The 17,591-nt window shown below is 33.4% G+C and carries 13 protein-coding genes; all 13 read right to left on the bottom strand.

Features of this window, described 5'->3' with window-relative positions:
- Positions 1-3: 3 nt before the first annotated feature.
- The 13 genes from rodA to mutS all read right to left on the bottom strand — a co-directional run bounded on the left by rodA (position 4) and on the right by mutS (position 17,527).
- On the bottom strand, positions 4-1,110 hold the full coding sequence (gene rodA, locus FVE72_RS03760) for a rod shape-determining protein RodA (protein ID WP_006807136.1): 1,107 nt from the start codon (positions 1,108-1,110) through the stop codon (positions 4-6).
- A 1-nt stretch (position 1,111) separates the two neighbouring features.
- Positions 1,112-2,338 carry a M16 family metallopeptidase gene (locus FVE72_RS03755; RefSeq protein ID WP_006807123.1) on the bottom strand — a complete coding sequence of 409 codons (1,227 nt, stop codon included), beginning with the start codon at positions 2,336-2,338 and terminating at the stop codon, positions 1,112-1,114.
- A gap of 268 nt (positions 2,339-2,606) precedes the next feature.
- Positions 2,607-3,683 carry an LptF/LptG family permease gene (locus FVE72_RS03750; RefSeq protein WP_006807132.1) on the bottom strand — a complete coding sequence of 359 codons (1,077 nt, stop codon included), beginning with the start codon at positions 3,681-3,683 and terminating at the stop codon, positions 2,607-2,609.
- A 4-nt stretch (positions 3,684-3,687) separates the two neighbouring features.
- Positions 3,688-4,788, bottom strand: coding sequence for an LptF/LptG family permease (locus FVE72_RS03745; protein WP_006807141.1), 1,101 nt, complete (start codon positions 4,786-4,788; stop codon positions 3,688-3,690).
- A complete protein-coding gene (locus FVE72_RS03740; RefSeq protein ID WP_006807140.1) occupies positions 4,772-5,365 on the bottom strand; it encodes a CvpA family protein in 594 nt (197 codons plus the stop codon). The genes FVE72_RS03745 and FVE72_RS03740 overlap by 17 nt, the downstream gene beginning before the upstream one ends.
- An 18-nt stretch (positions 5,366-5,383) precedes the next feature.
- The gene (gene alr, locus FVE72_RS03735) at positions 5,384-6,475 is read right to left on the bottom strand and encodes an alanine racemase (RefSeq protein ID WP_026737308.1); all 1,092 of its coding nucleotides are present in this window, start codon (positions 6,473-6,475) and stop codon (positions 5,384-5,386) included.
- A 23-nt stretch (positions 6,476-6,498) separates the two neighbouring features.
- Entirely contained in the window at positions 6,499-7,458 is a 960-nt protein-coding gene (gene secF, locus FVE72_RS03730; protein ID WP_026737307.1) for a protein translocase subunit SecF, read from the bottom strand.
- The gene (gene secD / locus FVE72_RS03725) at positions 7,458-8,660 is read right to left on the bottom strand and encodes a protein translocase subunit SecD (protein ID WP_026737306.1); all 1,203 of its coding nucleotides are present in this window, start codon (positions 8,658-8,660) and stop codon (positions 7,458-7,460) included. Before secD ends, secF begins: the two co-directional genes overlap by 1 nt.
- 53 nt (positions 8,661-8,713) lie before the next feature.
- Positions 8,714-9,130, bottom strand: a complete 417-nt coding sequence (ruvX, locus tag FVE72_RS03720; protein WP_026737305.1) for a Holliday junction resolvase RuvX — start codon at positions 9,128-9,130, stop codon at positions 8,714-8,716.
- An 18-nt stretch (positions 9,131-9,148) separates the two neighbouring features.
- Positions 9,149-11,761 (bottom strand): alanine--tRNA ligase, encoded by a 2,613-nt coding sequence (gene alaS, locus FVE72_RS03715; RefSeq protein WP_026737304.1) that lies wholly within the window; start codon positions 11,759-11,761, stop codon positions 9,149-9,151.
- 211 nt (positions 11,762-11,972) lie between these two features.
- Positions 11,973-12,707, bottom strand: coding sequence for an LPS export ABC transporter ATP-binding protein (lptB, locus tag FVE72_RS03710; protein ID WP_026737303.1), 735 nt, complete (start codon positions 12,705-12,707; stop codon positions 11,973-11,975).
- Positions 12,708-12,719: 12 nt separating this feature from the next.
- Complete coding sequence (locus FVE72_RS03705; protein ID WP_026737302.1) at positions 12,720-14,894, bottom strand: LptA/OstA family protein; 2,175 nt, start codon at positions 14,892-14,894, stop codon at positions 12,720-12,722.
- Entirely contained in the window at positions 14,894-17,527 is a 2,634-nt protein-coding gene (mutS, locus tag FVE72_RS03700; RefSeq protein ID WP_026737301.1) for a DNA mismatch repair protein MutS, read from the bottom strand. The genes FVE72_RS03705 and mutS overlap by 1 nt, the downstream gene beginning before the upstream one ends.
- Positions 17,528-17,591: the final 64 nt, after the last annotated feature.

Below are 17,591 nucleotides of genomic sequence, written 5' to 3'. Positions count from 1 at the left end.
TTCTTAATCTTCAATATTTATTTTTATACTTTCGACCAGTCCTATCATAATAAAAGATGATAAAAATGAACTTCCTCCATAACTCAGAAATAAAAGAGGTTTTCCTGTTACCGGTACAAGTCCTATAGTCATTCCTATATTTACTATTACATGCATAAAAAATATTCCCGATATTCCGTATAAAATAAGTCTTGCAAATCTGTCCTGAGTGAGTCTGCTTATCCTCATTATATTAAATATAAGCAGAAAATAAAGTAAAATTACCGTTGTAGATCCTATAAATCCCGACTCTTCGGAAATTACCGAAAATATAAAGTCCGTTTGAGGCTCAGGTAAAAATTCAAGTCTGCTTTGACTTCCTTGCAATACTCCTTTTCCGTAAAGTCCGCCCGCTCCCACGGAAATTTTTGACTGAGTTACGTGCCAACCGCTTCCTTTTCTGTCTTTTTCAGGATCGAGAAATGTTTCCACTCTCGTTCTCTGATAATCACTTAAAACAAATCTGTAAACAGGATATGCCGATAAAATGACAATTATAGCTATAACCCATATAGGCTTCATATCCGCTCCGTATAAAAATATCATAAATACAAAAGAACACACAGTTATAAGAGTTGTCCCCAAATCCGGCTGAAGCAGAATAAGCAATATTAAAGGGATAGCAGGTAAAAAAGAACCTATTATATCTTTAAGATTATTTATCCCTTTGGCATATTTTTCCACAATCCAGAAAGCTATAATGACTATTATCGCTATTTTTACAAACTCTGAAGGCTGCAGCTGAAACGGTCCCAATTTTATCCATCTTTGAGCTCCCAATGTTTTCTTCCCTGCAAATCTTACTAAAAGTAACAGAGCTGCACTTAATCCGTAAATTTTCCATATATGTTTTTTCATATCTCTATAATCGATAAAAGATATTCCTATCCAAAGAAGTGTTCCGATACTTATCCATATGAGATTCTGCACTACAAACTTAGTTGACCTTGTGGCACTGTATACAAAAACTGTACTTATCATCACAAGAGCATAAACAAATAACAACAGCATTTTATCCATTTTTACTATATTACTTTTTATTATTTCAGTCAATCTCTGATTTTGAAACATATTATTTATCTCCTTTTATATTTCCCAAAACGGTTATATTCGGTTTTAAATACTGACTTTTCAAAAATTCATTTATATTTTCGGATTTTACTTCGTGAATTTCTTTTTTCATTTTGTCTATATCTATAATTTCTCCTCTTCTCACGAAATAATTTCCGAGAATGCTCATTCTCGATCTCGGATTTTCCATCGAAAAAGCAATTTTACTTAAATATTTGTTTTTCGCTTTTTGTAATTCCGTTTCCGTAATTCCTTCTTTACGCATTTTACTAAATTCTTTAAGTGTAATATCTATTGCTTCTTTGTAACTTTCTATGTTCGTTCCTATATAAGTAGTTACAACTCCGCCTTCTCTATAATACTGATTATAAGTATATACAGAATAAGCAAGTCCTTTCTTTTCCCTTATTTCCTGAAAAAGTCTCGAACTCATAGAGCCTCCCATAATATTTGCAAGAATGTCTGTGTATATTCTTTCACTGCTGTTATAGGATTTTCCTTCAAAAGAAATACAAATATTTACCTGATTTATATCTTTTTCATGAGTTTCTCTGCCCTCTTTGAATTCAAAACTTATATTTTCCCTTCTGTCAACTTTATTTTCCTGTAATTTTGAAAAATATTCGTCTATTTTTTCTATTATTTCTTTTTTGTCAAAATTTCCCGAAACAACAATCAAAATATTATCTTTAGTATATCTTTCTTTATAATATTTTTTTATCATTTCCGAAGTAAAACTTCTGACACTTTCTTCTGTTCCTATAATAGGCTTACTGTACTGCCCTTTTATGCAGTCGGCATAATTAAGCTCAAAAACAAGGTCATCAGGACTGTCCTGATACATTTTTATTTCTTCTACTATTACATCTTTTTCTTTTTTCAGTTCATCTTCAGGAATCAAAGAATTTGTTACGATATCAAACAAAATATCTACTGATTTCCCTAAAAATTCAGTCAAAGCATTTATATAAAATACTGTTTCCTCTTTTGTAGTATGTGCATTTATACTCGCTCCCAAATAATCCACTTCTTCGGATATCTGAAAATAATCTCTTTTAGATGTACCTTTAAATATCATATGTTCCAACACATGTGAAATTCCTTCTTCCTGATCGCTTTCATCTTTTGAGCCTGTTTTCACAAAAACTCCCACAGAACATGTGGATATATTTTCAAGTCTATCAAATATTACTCTTATTCCTCTATTTGTAATTATTTCTTCCGGCATTTTTCCTCCCTTATTTTTTGAGGGCATGTTACTTCCCTCATCCTCCTGCTACTATATTTTACATTCCTTAAGTTGTATATTTAAAATCTATTTCCTGATTTTCTCCGACATTAAAATTTTACTTCGAGAAATACGATACGAAACGTTATAAAAACAACTGTTTGAGCGTAGCGAGTTTGTTGTTTTTATAGTGCAGTGAGTTATTTCGAGTTAGTAAAATTTTAGTCGGAAATTTTTTGCTACTTTTTTCTAAAAAAGTAGTATCAAGTTAGTATTCCGCCTCCATAAACAGCTTAATACCCACTCCCAAATAAATCAGAAGCGGCAAAAAACAGGCTATATACACAGGTATAGTTCCCGTAGAAGCAAGAGATTTCATTATGGTACTGAATCCGTAATAAGAATATCCTATTATTACCGATAAACCTATATTTACAGCTGCTCCCCCTCTCACGTAACGGCTTCCCAGTGAAAGTCCTATGAAACACATCACAAATGACGCAAGAGCAAAAGAGATTCTGTAATAAAAATCTATAAGCAAATCTATAGAATCCGCCCCTACCCGAGTAAAATATACTATTTTTTCTCTTAATTCAGGCATAGTAAGATTTTTCGCTTTCACAGGATCTGCCAAAATATCGTCTATAGGAATTTTAAGTTTGAAAACTCCCGGATCAATATTTTTGGAAACATTGGTCATTATATTATGCTCTTTCAGATTCGTAAAAGTCCAATTATCAGTTCCTTTTTCCAAAGCACCTTCAGATGCAGTGTAAACTGTTTTTACATTCTTAAATTCATCCGCCATTTCTATTATTTCCACTTCTCTCATAATTCCGTCTTTTTTATTTACATATCCACTGTAAAGTATTCTATTTTTGTCGATTTTTACAAGTATAAAGTTTTTTTCCACTTTTACAGGTTCCGCCTGTTCCAGTTTAAGAAGTTTCATGTTACTTTTTTTACTGTTTGATTTTCCCAGTATGTCCACATTTACATATAACACTGACAAACTCACAAAAAATGAAAAAATTAAAGGAAATTTAGCTATTCTTAAAAAACTTATTCCGCCTGTTTTCATCGCTGTTATCTCGAGCTGCTTAGCCATTTTGCTTATTGCCAGAAGGCTTCCCAAAAGGATACCTAATGGAGCAGTATTCGTTACTATTTCAGGTATTCCGTAAGACAGGTATTTCACTGCTTCTCCTAAAGTAAACTTACCGTCCATTATCCAGCCTGTCAGATTTATACTTTCAGCAAGAATAAATATAAGAAAAAACATCATCATTCCGAGAAAAAAACTTTTTATATAATTCAAAATTATATATTTATCCAATTTATTCATTAAATTAATGTCTCCTATATTTTTTTATTGAGAAATAAACGCAAAGTAAAAATAATATAAAATTAGGTATCCACATTGCTATTGAAACAGGAACATTATTTTTAAGTATCATAATTTTTGCATAATTGACAATGGCAATATATCCGAATATTACTATCAAACTTATTCCGAAGCTTATCCCTTTACCGCTTCTTCTGTTCCCTACCGACAGCAAAACTCCCAACCAGCATAAAAACACACTTGCAAGAGGTCCTATTACTCTTTGATAGGATTCTATAAGGGCTTTCAATGCAGCCTCCTTCATTTCAGGATTACCTATATTATTATTGTAAAATTCTCTCAATTCTTTCAGATTCATTTCGCTACGTTTTTTTTGTCTTTGCTCTCCTTCTTCAGAAGTAAAAAATGTAGAAACAGGAACATTCTGTTCCTTATATTCAGCTGCTACCTGACTGTTTCCTTCTTTATCAAAGGAATAGCCTTTCACATCACTTAAAACAATAACTCCCGGATCAAATCTTGCACTTTTCGCAAGAAATATAACCGGATAAGGATTGTTCCCCTGTTTATTAAGCAGTAAAAACTGACTGGCAGTGGCTTTTTTATTGTCGACTTTATCTATATAAAATCCGAATCCTTTCTCAGGATTTGTCAAAAATATTTTTTCTTCAGTCAAAGAGTTAGGTCTTGTAGCTAAAAGCATCTTTGTCTGTTTATTTATATTTTCCAACGCTCTCGGATTTACATATATTTCCAGTCCTAATCCAATAAAAGTCAATATAAGCCCGAATATAAATGCCGGTCTTATAATTCTGAAAAGACTTATTCCTGAACCTTCCATAGCAATTATTTCATTTGTTTCGGAAAGCCCTCCGTAAACAAGCATTACTCCCAAAAAAGCTCCCATCGGTATAGTCTGCACCAAAATTCCCGGAACTACATAAAAGAAATAATCTACTACCGATAAAAACGGCAAATCGCTTGCAAACAGCCTTTCCATAGCCTCAATAAGAACATTCAGCATCAGAATAAACGTAAATATACTGATTCCGAATACTGACGGTAATATCAGTGAATTATAAATATATTTATCTATTATTTTCATTATTTTTTATTCCTTCATTCAAGTTATTTTCCTTAAGCTCGTTTAATACATTTCTCTTCAGTTTTTCTTCCGCTCTTTTTTTTCTGTATCTGTTTACATCATTTTTTATAAAATCCGGAAATACTTCCGAATACACGTATAAATATTGGGTTATACCTTTCACCGCAAGACTCTGATGTTTTATTTCTTCCAGTCTTTTGCTGTGAGTAGAACCTATTAACACTATTATATATATTATAAAAATTACAAAAGTCGTTTTTATTATTCCTAATATCCCTCCAAAAAACTCGTTAAGTCTTTTCAACTTTATACTTTTTAAAAAGTTGGCACTTAATTTTAATATGATTGTAAGCGAAATATATAATATTGCAAATGCAATGATATATATTTTCAGCTGATCTCTCGAGTCTTTTTCTGCCAATTTGAACAAAACCTTTACAGCTCCGTAAGTGTATTTCATAAAATACAGTATCAGCAGGTACTTGAATACATTGAAAAATTCCAGTGTAAATCCTCTTTTTCTTCCTAACAGAAATGACAAAATCAACAATATTAAAAATCCTATATCCAATATCATTTTTTTCTCCCGTCAACTTTATTCATTTTCATTGATGTATATTCTCGGAACTCTCTGACTTATTCCGCATAAAATTTCATAGGATATTGTATTACAAAGGTTTGCGACATCAACTACATTTATATTTTCTCCGAAAAACTCTACTTTATCTCCTTTTTCGGCTTCTTTTACCAGTTCTTCAGGCAGTTTAATCACAAGCTGATCCATACAGACTCTTCCTACTATATTGCATTTATGCCCTTTATAATATACATAACCTTTATTGGACAAATCCCTTCTTACCCCGTCGGCATATCCTATAGACACTGTAGCCAGTGTTTCTCCCTTTTTTGCAAGATAAGTATTTCCGTAACTTATATAACTGTCCTCATACAATGTCTTTATGTAACTTATTTTTGCATAAAGGGACATTACCGGCTTAAATTTATAAGGCTTCGTTTCTTCTTCGGTAACACCGCCGTATATTATTATCCCCGCTCTTATAAAATCATATTTACTTTTTTGAAATCTCAAACTCCCGAAACTGTTAAGCAAATGTCTGTACTTAACAGTCGGTAGTTCTCTTTTCAGATTATCCGATACTTCTTCAAATCTTTTTATTTGCAAATCGGTATAATTTACATCCGAATCCGAAGAAGAAAAATGAGAGAAAACGCCTATCGGCTTCACATATTTACATCTTTTCAGAGTTTCTGCAAGTTTTTCAATTTCCTGCAACTGAAATCCTACTCTGCCCATTCCTGTATCTATTTTAATAAACACATCTGTATTACATTCATTTTTCTCAAGATAATCTATCTCCTGAAAATCGGTTATCATAAAATAAATATTTTTTTCTGAAACAGAATTTGCATGATCATTTTCAATAGGACCCAAAATAAGGATATTTACGCTGTCGTCTATTTCCCTTATTTTATGTGCTTCTTCACTTGTCGCTACTGCAAAATTTTTAATACCTGTCTTTATAAGTGCTTCACATATTTTTTCCATTCCGTGTCCGTAACCGTCAGCTTTTATAACTGCCATTATATGATCTTTGGAAGTTATTTTTTCGATTTCTTTAATATTATCATACAGATTTTTTATGTTTATTTCAGCCCAACAACGCATCTCTCTTCACCTTTCGGAGTTTTTTATACTAATACTTTTTCATCTTCATCGTAACCGTTAATCGTTTTTTGTCTGTGTTTTCTCGATTTATCTTTATTATCCGTATCTTTTCTTTTCTTTCTGTATTTTCTCATCAGATAAACAAGAGGACTCGCTACAAATATCGAAGAATAAGTTCCGAATATCATTCCTATAAACAATGCGGTATTAAATGTTCTCAAAGAATCTCCTCCGAATAACAGCAATACAGTTATAGAAAGTAATGTAGTCAAAGAAGTAAACAGTGATCTCATATAAACCTGATTTGCACTTTCTTCGATTATTTCCGCAAAATCTTTTGTTTTACCTTCTTTAGCATCATTTTCCCTTATTCTGTCAAATACTACAATCGTGTCGTTCATTGAATATCCGAGTATTGTCAATATTGCCGCAATAAAAGGAGTATTTATCTCATATTTCAGAAATGCTATAAGTCCCATCGCTATTATTACATCGTGCAATACCGCTGCCACACCTGCAACTGCATAAACAAACTCAAATCTTATAGTAATATAAATGATTATAAGTAAACTTCCTATAAGCAGTGCTGTAAGAGCGTTTGAAGTCAATTCTTTTCCGATCGTAGGTCCTACAGTATCGTATTTTACTAATTCATATTTTCCCGTTTTTTCAGTTAACTGTTTCAAAACAACATTTTTCTGAGCATCTGTAAGCTGCTCTGTTCTTAAAACTATCGTATTATCTTCGGAATACTGCAACCTTCTGTTTTTAAGCTGGGGAACTTCACTTATAATTCCGTCCAAAGTACCGTTTAAAGTATCCTTATTTATCGCCTGACTGTAATGAAGCTGCAACAAATCTCCACCTTTAAAATCTACTCCCAAATTAAGTTTTATAGTTAGGAAGAAAATAATTGAAATTACAACCATTATTGCCGAAAATCCTAAATAATATTTTTTCAGTTGTATAACTCTTAAATTCATTATTTTACTCCTTTCCAGAACAGCTGTTCTTTTTTTACTTTAAATGTGGATATTACAAGTTTAAATAATACTTTTGTTATAAATAAAGCCGTAACTATCGTTATCAACACTCCCAATGTAAGAGTTACTGCAAATCCTTTTACAGGTCCTGTACCGAAAAAGAATAGCACCGATGCTACAAGCAATGTTGTTATATTTCCGTCAAGTATTGCCGGAAGTCCGTTTTTAAATCCGTTTTCCACTGCATCTTCAAGAGAATATCCTTTTCTCAGTTCTTCTTTTATTCTTTCAAAAGTAATAACGTTGGCATCCACTGCCATTCCTAACGTAAGGATAAATCCTGCTATTCCCGGTAACGTCAATGTTGCCCCTATCATACTGAAAGATGCCAATACTAAGAATCCGTATATTGCCAATACTATATCGGCTATAAGTCCCGGTATTTTATAAACTGCAAACATAAATAAGGAAATTGCTATCATCGCTATTACTCCTGCCATTTTTGTCTGCTGAATGGATTCATTTCCCAATGTTGCTCCTACAGTTCTTGTTTCCATTATTTTTATACTCACAGGCAACGCTCCCGACTTAAGCAGGTTTGTCAATGCCTGAGCATCTTCAGGATCATTCGTAGTTATTACTCCTCTTCCTCCCGGTATTTCAGTATTTATTACCGGTGCCGACTGCTCTTTTCCGTCAAGCATTATCGCCAACTGTTTGTGTACATTTTCTCTCGTTATTTTCGCAAATGTTTCCGCTCCTTTTGTATCCAACTCGAAAGCTACTTCAGGCTGTCCGAACTGTCCCTGAACAAGAGTCGCATTTTTTATAGCCGATCCTTCCAGTAAAGTCGGTCCGTATGTCCCGTCCTGATTTTTAATCTTAAATTCAAGTTTTGCAGTAGTACCTATTAAATCTATGGCTTTTTGAGGATCTTTAATTCCTGCCAGTTCGACTATCAGTCTGTCTTTTCCGTTTATCTGAAGGACAGGTTCGGAAACTCCCAGACTGTCTATCCTTCTTTCCACTATATCCCTTACCTTATCCATAGTATCATTCTCTATTTTACCCTGAGCCTGCAATACTACATATGTTCCGCCTCTCAAATCAAGTCCCAATTTTATTTTGTTACGATATAATATTGCTCCCGGAATAACAATTATTGCCAATAACAAAATATAATGTATTGTTTTATTCTTCATTACTAACCTTTCCACAAATATAAATTTGTTAATTTTATTTATAAATTTATTTTTTATTTTATTCTGTCCAGATATTTTTGAAGTATTATTGATGCAGCTACCATATCTACCACTTTTCGTCTTTCTTTCCCGTTTTTCTTTGAATAATTTTTTAAATAATGTTCAGCTTCGGTAGTTGTGTATCTCTCATCTACCATAATCACTTCTATATCGGGGATACTTTCTTTTAATTCCGCAACAAACTCCTCCACTTTTTCAGCCTGACGTTTTTTCGTCCCATCAAGACTTTTAGGAAGACCTGCAACTATTTTTTTCGTTCCTTCATCAGAAAGTATTTCTTTTATTCTCTCTACAGGATTTACAGTATTTCTGTCTATTACTTCAAGACCTGTAGCCAAAATACCCAAAGGATCGGACTTTGCTACTCCTATACGTACATCTCCTATATCAAGTCCTATAAATTTTTTCATATTTGTCCTCTTTGTTTATTATGAAAGTTGTGAAACAATATATTCTTTACTTTTTTCCATAGCTTCTTTTACAGCACTTCCGTTTTTACCGCCTGCCTGTGCAAAGTCGGGTCGTCCTCCGCCGTTTCCGTCAGCAGTTTGTGCTGCGACTTTTACTATATCTCCTGCTTTGATTTTGGAAATCAGATCTTTTGTAACTCCTGCCACAAATATTGCTTTTTCATTATTTGAACCGAGTATTATTATTCCGCTTTGAAGCTTTTCTTTTCCTCTGTCGACTATTTCTTTCAGCTCGTCAATATTTTTATTTTCAAAAGTTTTCGCAAGAACTTTTACTCCCGAAATTTCTTCCACTCCTTCAAATATTTCATTTATTTCATATTTCAAAAGTCTGCTTTGAAGCTGCATATATGCTTTTTCCAAATCTTTAAACTCGTTTTTGTATTTTTTCAGTACTTCAACAATATTATTTTCATCAGATTTCATAGTTGCCGATATTTCAGCAAGTTTTTCCTCTATTCCGTTTACATACTCAAGACTTTTATGCCCTGTTGTAGCGATTATTCTTCTTACTCCTGAAGATATTCCCGTTTCCGACTCTATATTGAAAAATCCTATTTCTCCTGTGGATTTTACATGAGCTCCTCCACATAACTCTATAGAGAATCCCGGAATTTCCACTACTCTTACTATATCTCCGTATTTATCCGAGAATAATGCCATTGCTCCTCTGTTTTTCGCTTCCTGTATATTTTCATAATCTATTTTCGTTTTTATATTTGAAAGTATTACGTTATTTACTTCATACTCGATTTCTTCTATCATTTCTTTGGATATCGGCTCATAATGAGAAAAATCGAATCTGAGTCTGTCACTTTCCACAAGGGATCCCGACTGCTCTACGTGTGTCCCAAGTTTTTCTCTTAACACTTTATGAAGAATATGCGTAGCAGTGTGATTTCTCTGAATATCTTTTCTTCTTTCAACATCAATTTCAAGTTCTACAGTTGTATTTTCTGCAGGTATAATTCCTTTTATCACTTCTACCTGATGAATAAATACATCTCTTTTCTTGACAACATCCACTACTCTTCCTTCAAACTCTCCTGCGGTTATTTTCCCTGTATCCGAAACCTGTCCTCCCGACTCGGCATAAAAAGGTGTTTTATCGAATATCATTTCATATCCGCTCATTCCCTCGCTTTTAGCCGCATACAGTATTTTCCCTTTATCTGCAAAATTTTCATATCCTGTAAATTCTGTCTTTCCGTGTTTTTCAAAAAATTCGTCGATAAAATCATCTTTTATCATATCGGAAATAGTGACTCTGCTTCTTTGAGATCTTGTTATCTGTTCTTCCAGTCTTTTTTCAAAGTCTTCTTCGGATACTTCTATTCCCTCGTTATTAAGTATCAATCTCGTAAGCTCGAAAGGAAATCCGAATGTATCATACAATTTAAACGATATTTCCGATGACAATTTTTTCTTATTCTGTTTTTTCAGTTTTGCTATTTCTTCAGAAAGCATTTCCGTTCCATTTTTCAATGTTGTTGAAAATCTTTCTTCTTCTATTTTTATTACTTTTTCAATATATTCACTTTTTTCAACTAAATCAGGATATCCGTCTTTCATAGTTTCCACAACATAAGACACAAGCTTATGAAGGAATATATCCTCTTTTTCAAAAACTTTTTCTTTAGCTACACTTCCCACTCCGAAAGCTCTTCTTATTATTTTTCTTAATATGTAACCTCTTCCCTCGTTGGACGGCAGCACTCCGTCACCTATTAAAAATACTGACGCTCTTATATGATCTGCTATTATTTTAACGGCTTCGTCATGTTCTTCTTTTTTTATATCCAGAACTTTTTCAATCCCTTTAATAATAGGCATAAACAAGTCTGTTTCAAAATTACTTTTCTTATTTTGGATAACCGAAGCTATTCTTTCAATACCCGCTCCCGTATCTATATTTTTTTCAGGCAGAGGAACAAGTGTTCCGTCTTTCAGTCTGTTCCATTCTGTAAACACAAGATTCCATATTTCAAGGAATCGGTCTCCTTCATCTCCCGGCTTGCAGTTTATTTCTTCGTTATTTTTTCCCATATTTTGAGTATCATAATAAATCTCGCTGCACGGACCGCATGAACCTACAGGACCTGCTGCCCACCAGTTATCATCTTCTCCCAGTCTTACCATTCTTTCTGCAGGAACTCCGATTTCTTCGTTCCATATTTTATAAGCTTCATCATCTGTTTCAAAGACAGATACCCAAAGTCTTTCTTTATCAAGTTTCAAAACTTTTGTTATATATTCCCATGACCATTCAATGGCTTCTTTTTTAAAATAATCCCCGAAAGAAAAATTTCCCAACATTTCAAAAAATGTATGATGTCTCGGTGTCTTTCCTACATTTTCCAAATCATTTGTTCTTATGCACTTCTGATAAGTAGTTATTCTTTTAAAAGGAGCTTCTTTTTCTCCTAAAAAAAACGGTTTAAACGGTACCATCCCCGCCACTGTCAGCAATAAACTTTTATCGTCGGGTATTAACGAAGCACTTTCAAAATGCTTATGTTCTTTTGATTTAAAGAAATCGACGAAACTTTTTCTTAACTCATTCCCTGTCATTTATTTTCTCCTTTTTTGATTTTCCCTAATTTTATTTTTAGTCTAATATATATTATATCTAATTGAGTAAATTAATACAACTGAAATTTTTATTTTTTTGAATAAAATTTTTCGTTGATTAATAACATATCTGCATAACAACTGTTTCAAAGTCTGTAAATAAAAATCATCGGACCTTTAATGCCTCTTTTATCCTGCACCGGCAGATTCTTTAATCCAGCTTAAAGTTATCTCCCAAATACACTTTTCTTGCAGTTTCATTGTTGGCTATTTCTTCGCCCGTTCCCGATATAAGTATCGTTCCCTCAGCCATAATATACGCTCTTTCAGTAATTCTCAAAGTTTCTCTTACGTTATGGTCTGTTATAAGAATACCGAGCCCTCTCTTTTTCAGCTGCATAATAATATTCTGAATATCTTCTACCGCAATAGGGTCTACTCCTGCAAAAGGTTCATCAAGAAGTATAAAATCAGGATTTGTGGAAATTGTTCTTGCTATTTCCACACGCCGTCTTTCCCCTCCTGAAAGAGCATATCCCAAACTTTTTGCCACGTGAGTAAGCTTAAATTCTTCTATAAGACTGCTCATTTTTGCTGTTCTTTCTTTTTTCGGTATTCCTCTCATTTCAAGTACCGAAATAATATTTTCTTCTACAGTCAGATTTCTGAAAACCGAGGCTTCCTGTGGAAGATAACCCAGACCAAGTCTGGCTCTTTTATACATAGGAAAATTTGTAATATCTTCGCCGTTATAAGTTACTCTCCCGTTATTCGGCTTTATAATTCCTGTTATCATATAAAAAGTAGTTGTTTTTCCTGCTCCGTTAGGCCCTAAAAGACCTACAACCTCACCTTTTTCCATACTTAAGCTGACATTTTTTACTACTTCTCTGTTTTTATATATTTTCTTTAAATTGTCGGCTTCTATGCTGATTTTTCTACCCATTGTTTCTCCCGTTTAAAATTGTTTTTTATATTCAACTCCCTGATATCTTAGCGTCGCTACAAGACCTTTTTCTTTAGATCCGCTTCTTTCCCAAGTAACAGGTATATCCAGAGTCCCTTTTGCCACATTGACTTTTACGGTACTCGGTAAATTATTTTGAGATTCAGGCACATAAATATTTTTTGCAGCTCTTTCAAGCATTTCTCCTACTGTTTCCACAGGAATATTTACATTGAAAGTTTTTTCTTTTTCTTCGGAACCTGCTCTTAAAAGAGCCTTCAACGTAACATTTCTTCTGTTTCCTCCTAAAAATTCCTTGTTTACTTTTCCTGTAACAGGCAAAAATCCCGAATTTGAAGAACTCCATTTTATATTCACATTCGTTCCGTTTGAAGCTGTCATTGCTCTTGGAAGCTCTATTTTATCCCTATTATTTATATCGTTTTGTGATACGGACAGTTTTTTCAAGATTTCATCCACAGCCTGAACATCCGTAGCATTGGTTTTACCCGTAGAAACGGCACTGTTCTGAACAAAGTATTCCATTTTGATATTTCCGTCATTTTCCAGTATTTTTTTATTAATATCGTACACTGCTTTTTTAGACGATATTTTTGTTTTTCCCTGATAACTTACTACATTTCCCAATAAAGTTACTTTCTTTTCTTTCATATTTACAGTCGCTTTATCGGAACTCGTATTAAGGTTTACAAGCTGAGGCAACTTACTTACTATTTTTACGTTATTTTGTGCATTTCCGATTTCCTGATTTAAGTCAAGATAAAGAAAATTCGATGTCATCTGAGTTTCATTTCTGAAATCCAGTATTACTCTGTCTCTGGCTAAAACAAGGTTTTTCGATGTATCTATTTCATTGTATTGGGAATCAAGATTCAGCTCTTTATATATCATATGAACATTTTCTTTAATTTCACTTCTTGTAATACTCATATCGTTATTACTGTGAGAAAGAAAATACACTTTTGCAGTATTTCCTCTAAAATGAACAGCTTCCGAATCCACAAGTTTTGTCGGATTGGTTACAAAGTTTTTTACATTTCCTCTTATTTTCCCGTTTATATTTCCGTCAAATCTGAATTCTTTCTTTTCAAAACTTCCCTCTCCCGTTCTGGAACTTATTCTGTCTCCCTGAACACTTGTCATCAGCATATTGTTTGCAAATATATTTTTTACAATAGTATTCATCGTTCCGTCTGACCCACTGACTGTGAAATTCTGCTTTGTTACCGAGAAATTGCTCTTTAATGTGGCATCTCCCGTTTTAAAAAGATAAACAAGTCCGGTTCCTTTCATCTTATAGTCATCATAATTCATCGTATAATACTGATCCGTTGTCAAGATTTCATTTACAAGGTCATAAACTCCGCTTTGGAAAGTCCCCGTGGACTTTCTCGGGAAATAACTGAAAGTCCCGTTTCCGTCAGCATTGGCTATCTGTTTAATTTCATCATAAAATACATGATTTGCTTTCACATTTAGGTCTTTATTTCTGTAATTGACATTTCCCGTAGCGTCTACCTGTTTTTTCTCAATAAAATAAACTCCTCTGTTTGCAGCAATATCACTTTTTTCATCTTTATATTTTACGTTACCTTCGGCTTCCGCCTGTTTGTTCACATCGTTATACTTTATTTTATCGGCTTTAAGTTCTTTCCCCTCTTTTTTGTATACGACATTTCCTGTTCCCGTTATTTCCTCAAATTTTACAGTTGTTTGGACTTTATCGGCTTGAAGCTCGGTTTTATCTTCGTTATTTATGATTTTTGTTCTCGTATCGGAAATTATCAGATCTCCCTCTTTTTTATAGTCCACATGTTCTGTAAATATATTCCATTTATTGTCTTTGGTTCTTCCTTCTACGGTATTTTTCAAAGTAATATCCGAAGTTTTTGTATTTACTTCGGCTTCTTTTGCCGATATGAGCATATCTTTTTTCAACAGATCTATAACAACTCCCTTAAACTTTATAATTCCGTCTGTCTGCGTTCCTATCTGCTCGTCGGCTTTTATAATCGCATCATCTTTCAATTTATAAGTAACATTTTTTGCGTTCATTTCCTGTTTCATTTTTTCCACAGGAGATGTATCTATTTTTTTTAAAAATACTGAATACAGAAAATATCCCGCTATAACGATTAAAACTCCGTAGGCTGTTTTTTTCCACATTATTTTTTCTCCTCTAATTTGGCTTTTATTTCGGATAAGAATTTCAAGGCTTCCATAGGTGTCATATTATTTACATCTTTACTTTCAATATCATAAATAATCTCTTCGGCAACTTTATCCGTTTTATCTTCGGTATAAAAATCGGGATTATATCCCTGATAAGATTCCTGTGCTTCTATAACCTGACCGAAAAGTGATAACTGATGCACATCTATGGTCTTTTCTATCAGTTCTTTTTTCTGCTCAAGTCTGTGAAGTATTTTTTTGCTCTCGTGAAGTATTTCTTTGGGAAGTCCTGCGAGTTTTACCACTTCTATCCCGTAGGATTTATCCGCACCGCCTTTGACTATATTTCTCAAAAACATTACTTTTCCGGCTTTTTCTTCTACTTCTATCCGATAATTCACAATGTTTTCATATCTGTTTTCCAGTTCCGTAAGCTCGTGATAATGTGTAGCAAAGATTGTTTTCGCTTTTATTTTTTCGTGTATATATTCGGAAATTGCCGTAGCTATGGAAACTCCATCGAAAGTCGATGTTCCTCTTCCTACTTCATCAAGGATAATAAGGCTTCTTTCGGTAGCATTGTTTATAATATTGGAAACTTCGCTCATTTCTACCATAAATGTACTTTGTCCCGTAAGAATATCATCCGAAGCCCCTATTCTCGTCAAATATTTATCCACAATAGACAATTTCGCACTCGAAGCGGGAACATAAGAACCTGTCTGAGCCATTATCGATATTAATGCAACCTGCTTCATATAAGTGGATTTCCCCGACATATTCGGTCCTGTCAATACTGTAAACCGCTCTTTTTCAGTGAGCAAAGTATCATTCGACACAAAGTCCGATCTTCCTATAAGTTTTTCCACTACAGGATGTCTTCCGTCTTTTATATCTATGGAAAAATCATTTGTAATCTCGGGTCTTATATAATCATTTTCTATTGCAACCGTTGAAAAAGATACGATCACATCAAGATAAGCCAGTTTTTCCGCAAGTTTCACAAGATCAGTTTTACATTCTTTCACTTTTGTGCTGACTTCCTTAAATAAATAATACTCCATATCTTCTATTTTTGCCTTAGAATTTATAATAGTATCTTCATATTTTTTAAGCTCCGGTGTTACAAACCTTTCGGCATTGGTCAATGTCTGCTTTCTTATATAAGTATCAGGAACCATGTCCAAATTGGATTTTGTAACTTCTATAAAATATCCGAATACTTTATTATACTTTATTTTCATATTTTTTATTCCGGTAGCTTCTTTTTCCTTTTTCTCTATTTCCAAAAGAAAATCTTTTCCCGAATTCATTATCTTGTGTATTTCGTCAAGTTCGGCATTATATCCTCTTTTTATTATATTCCCCTCTCTCACAGTAAAAGGGGCATTTTCGTCTATACTTTCGTCTATCAGCCTGTAAATACCGATCAAGACATTTATATTTATATCATTAAAAAAAGACGTATCTTTCAATATCTGAATTATTTCTATCGAAGCTTTTACTGTATTTTTCAAAGCTGTCAGATCTTTCCCGTTTTCACTTCCGAATGTAACTTTTCCTAAAAGACGTTCCAAATCGTAAATATTTTCAAGTTTTTCTTTCAAATCCTCACGAACAAGTATATTATCAATAAAATACTGAACATCGTTCTGTCTTTTTGTTATTTCTTCTATGTCCAGTAAAGGATTATTAATATATCTTTTTAAAAGCCTCGTTCCCATAGAAGATTTACATTTATCAAGAACCCACAAAAGAGAGCCGTAGACTGTTTTCTCCCTCTGACTTTTAGTAAGCTCCAGATTCTTTCTCGTTATCGAGTTTATATCCGCATAATTGGAAACATTCAGAAATTCTATTTTTTCAACTGTAAGATCATTTTCCAACTGCATTGTCATCGCATAATCTAAAGCAATGGCAGCAGCCTCTATTACCGACTTTTTACCTTTTATCCCGTAACTTTCAAGGGAAACTATCCCGAAATAATCAGTCAGCAGTTTTTCCGAATCTCTCACTTTATTTACAATGCTTATTGTAGCATCATTTTTCTGCACAAAATCATCAATTTTATCTTTTATTGTTTCATAAAAAGAGCTTGTCAGCAGCACTTCTTTAGGCTCTATTTTATTCAGCTCACTGAAAAGCTGCATATATTCCGTATCTTCATCTATTTCAGTTACTTTAAATTCTCCTGTGGTAATGTCTATATATGCTATTCCTATTTTATTTTCGGTTACTTTTATACTCATCAGATAGTTGTTGCTTTTGGAATCGAGAGAGTCCACGTCAATAATAGTACCGGGTGTAATAATCTTGACTACTTCTCTTTTTACTATCCCTTTTGCCGCCTTCGGATCTTCTGTCTGCTCGCAAATAGCGACTTTATATCCTTTGGAAACTAATTTTGCTATATATGAATTTGCAGAATGATACGGTACTCCTGCCAAAGGAACATCCTGCTCTCTTTCTTTATTTCTCGATGTCAATGTAAGTCCCAATTCTTTTGAGGCTTTTATTGCATCTTCAAAAAACATCTCGTAAAAATCACCAAGTCTGAAAAACAATATAGAATCCTTATAATCGGATTTTATATCTTTATACTGCTTCATTAACGGTGTTTCTGCCATTATTTATACCTCTATTCCCAACTTATATTTTGTATATAAGTATAGCATAAATCGGCTATTATTT

The sequence above is a fragment of the Pseudoleptotrichia goodfellowii genome (assembly GCF_007990505.1).
In the GTDB taxonomy this organism is placed as follows: Bacteria; Fusobacteriota; Fusobacteriia; order Fusobacteriales; family Leptotrichiaceae; genus Pseudoleptotrichia; species Pseudoleptotrichia goodfellowii.
The sequence above is the reverse complement of the archived record's forward strand: the minus strand, read 5'-3'. Positions and strand labels throughout refer to the sequence as shown.

Bases quoted from the DNA above. Each gene is read 5' to 3' on its own strand.
- rodA (WP_006807136.1), bottom strand. From the start codon at position 1,110: ATGTTTCAAAATCAGAGATTGACTGAAATAATAAAAAGTAATATAGTA.
- FVE72_RS03755 (WP_006807123.1), bottom strand. From the start codon at position 2,338: ATGCCGGAAGAAATAATTACAAATAGAGGAATAAGAGTAATATTTGAT.
- FVE72_RS03750 (WP_006807132.1), bottom strand. From the start codon at position 3,683: ATGAATAAATTGGATAAATATATAATTTTGAATTATATAAAAAGTTTT.
- FVE72_RS03745 (WP_006807141.1), bottom strand. From the start codon at position 4,788: ATGAAAATAATAGATAAATATATTTATAATTCACTGATATTACCGTCA.
- FVE72_RS03740 (WP_006807140.1), bottom strand. From the start codon at position 5,365: ATGATATTGGATATAGGATTTTTAATATTGTTGATTTTGTCATTTCTG.
- alr (WP_026737308.1), bottom strand. From the start codon at position 6,475: ATGCGTTGTTGGGCTGAAATAAACATAAAAAATCTGTATGATAATATT.
- secF (WP_026737307.1), bottom strand. From the start codon at position 7,458: ATGAATTTAAGAGTTATACAACTGAAAAAATATTATTTAGGATTTTCG.
- secD (WP_026737306.1), bottom strand. From the start codon at position 8,660: ATGAAGAATAAAACAATACATTATATTTTGTTATTGGCAATAATTGTT.
- ruvX (WP_026737305.1), bottom strand. From the start codon at position 9,130: ATGAAAAAATTTATAGGACTTGATATAGGAGATGTACGTATAGGAGTA.
- alaS (WP_026737304.1), bottom strand. From the start codon at position 11,761: ATGACAGGGAATGAGTTAAGAAAAAGTTTCGTCGATTTCTTTAAATCA.
- lptB (WP_026737303.1), bottom strand. From the start codon at position 12,707: ATGGGTAGAAAAATCAGCATAGAAGCCGACAATTTAAAGAAAATATAT.
- FVE72_RS03705 (WP_026737302.1), bottom strand. From the start codon at position 14,894: ATGTGGAAAAAAACAGCCTACGGAGTTTTAATCGTTATAGCGGGATAT.
- mutS (WP_026737301.1), bottom strand. From the start codon at position 17,527: ATGGCAGAAACACCGTTAATGAAGCAGTATAAAGATATAAAATCCGAT.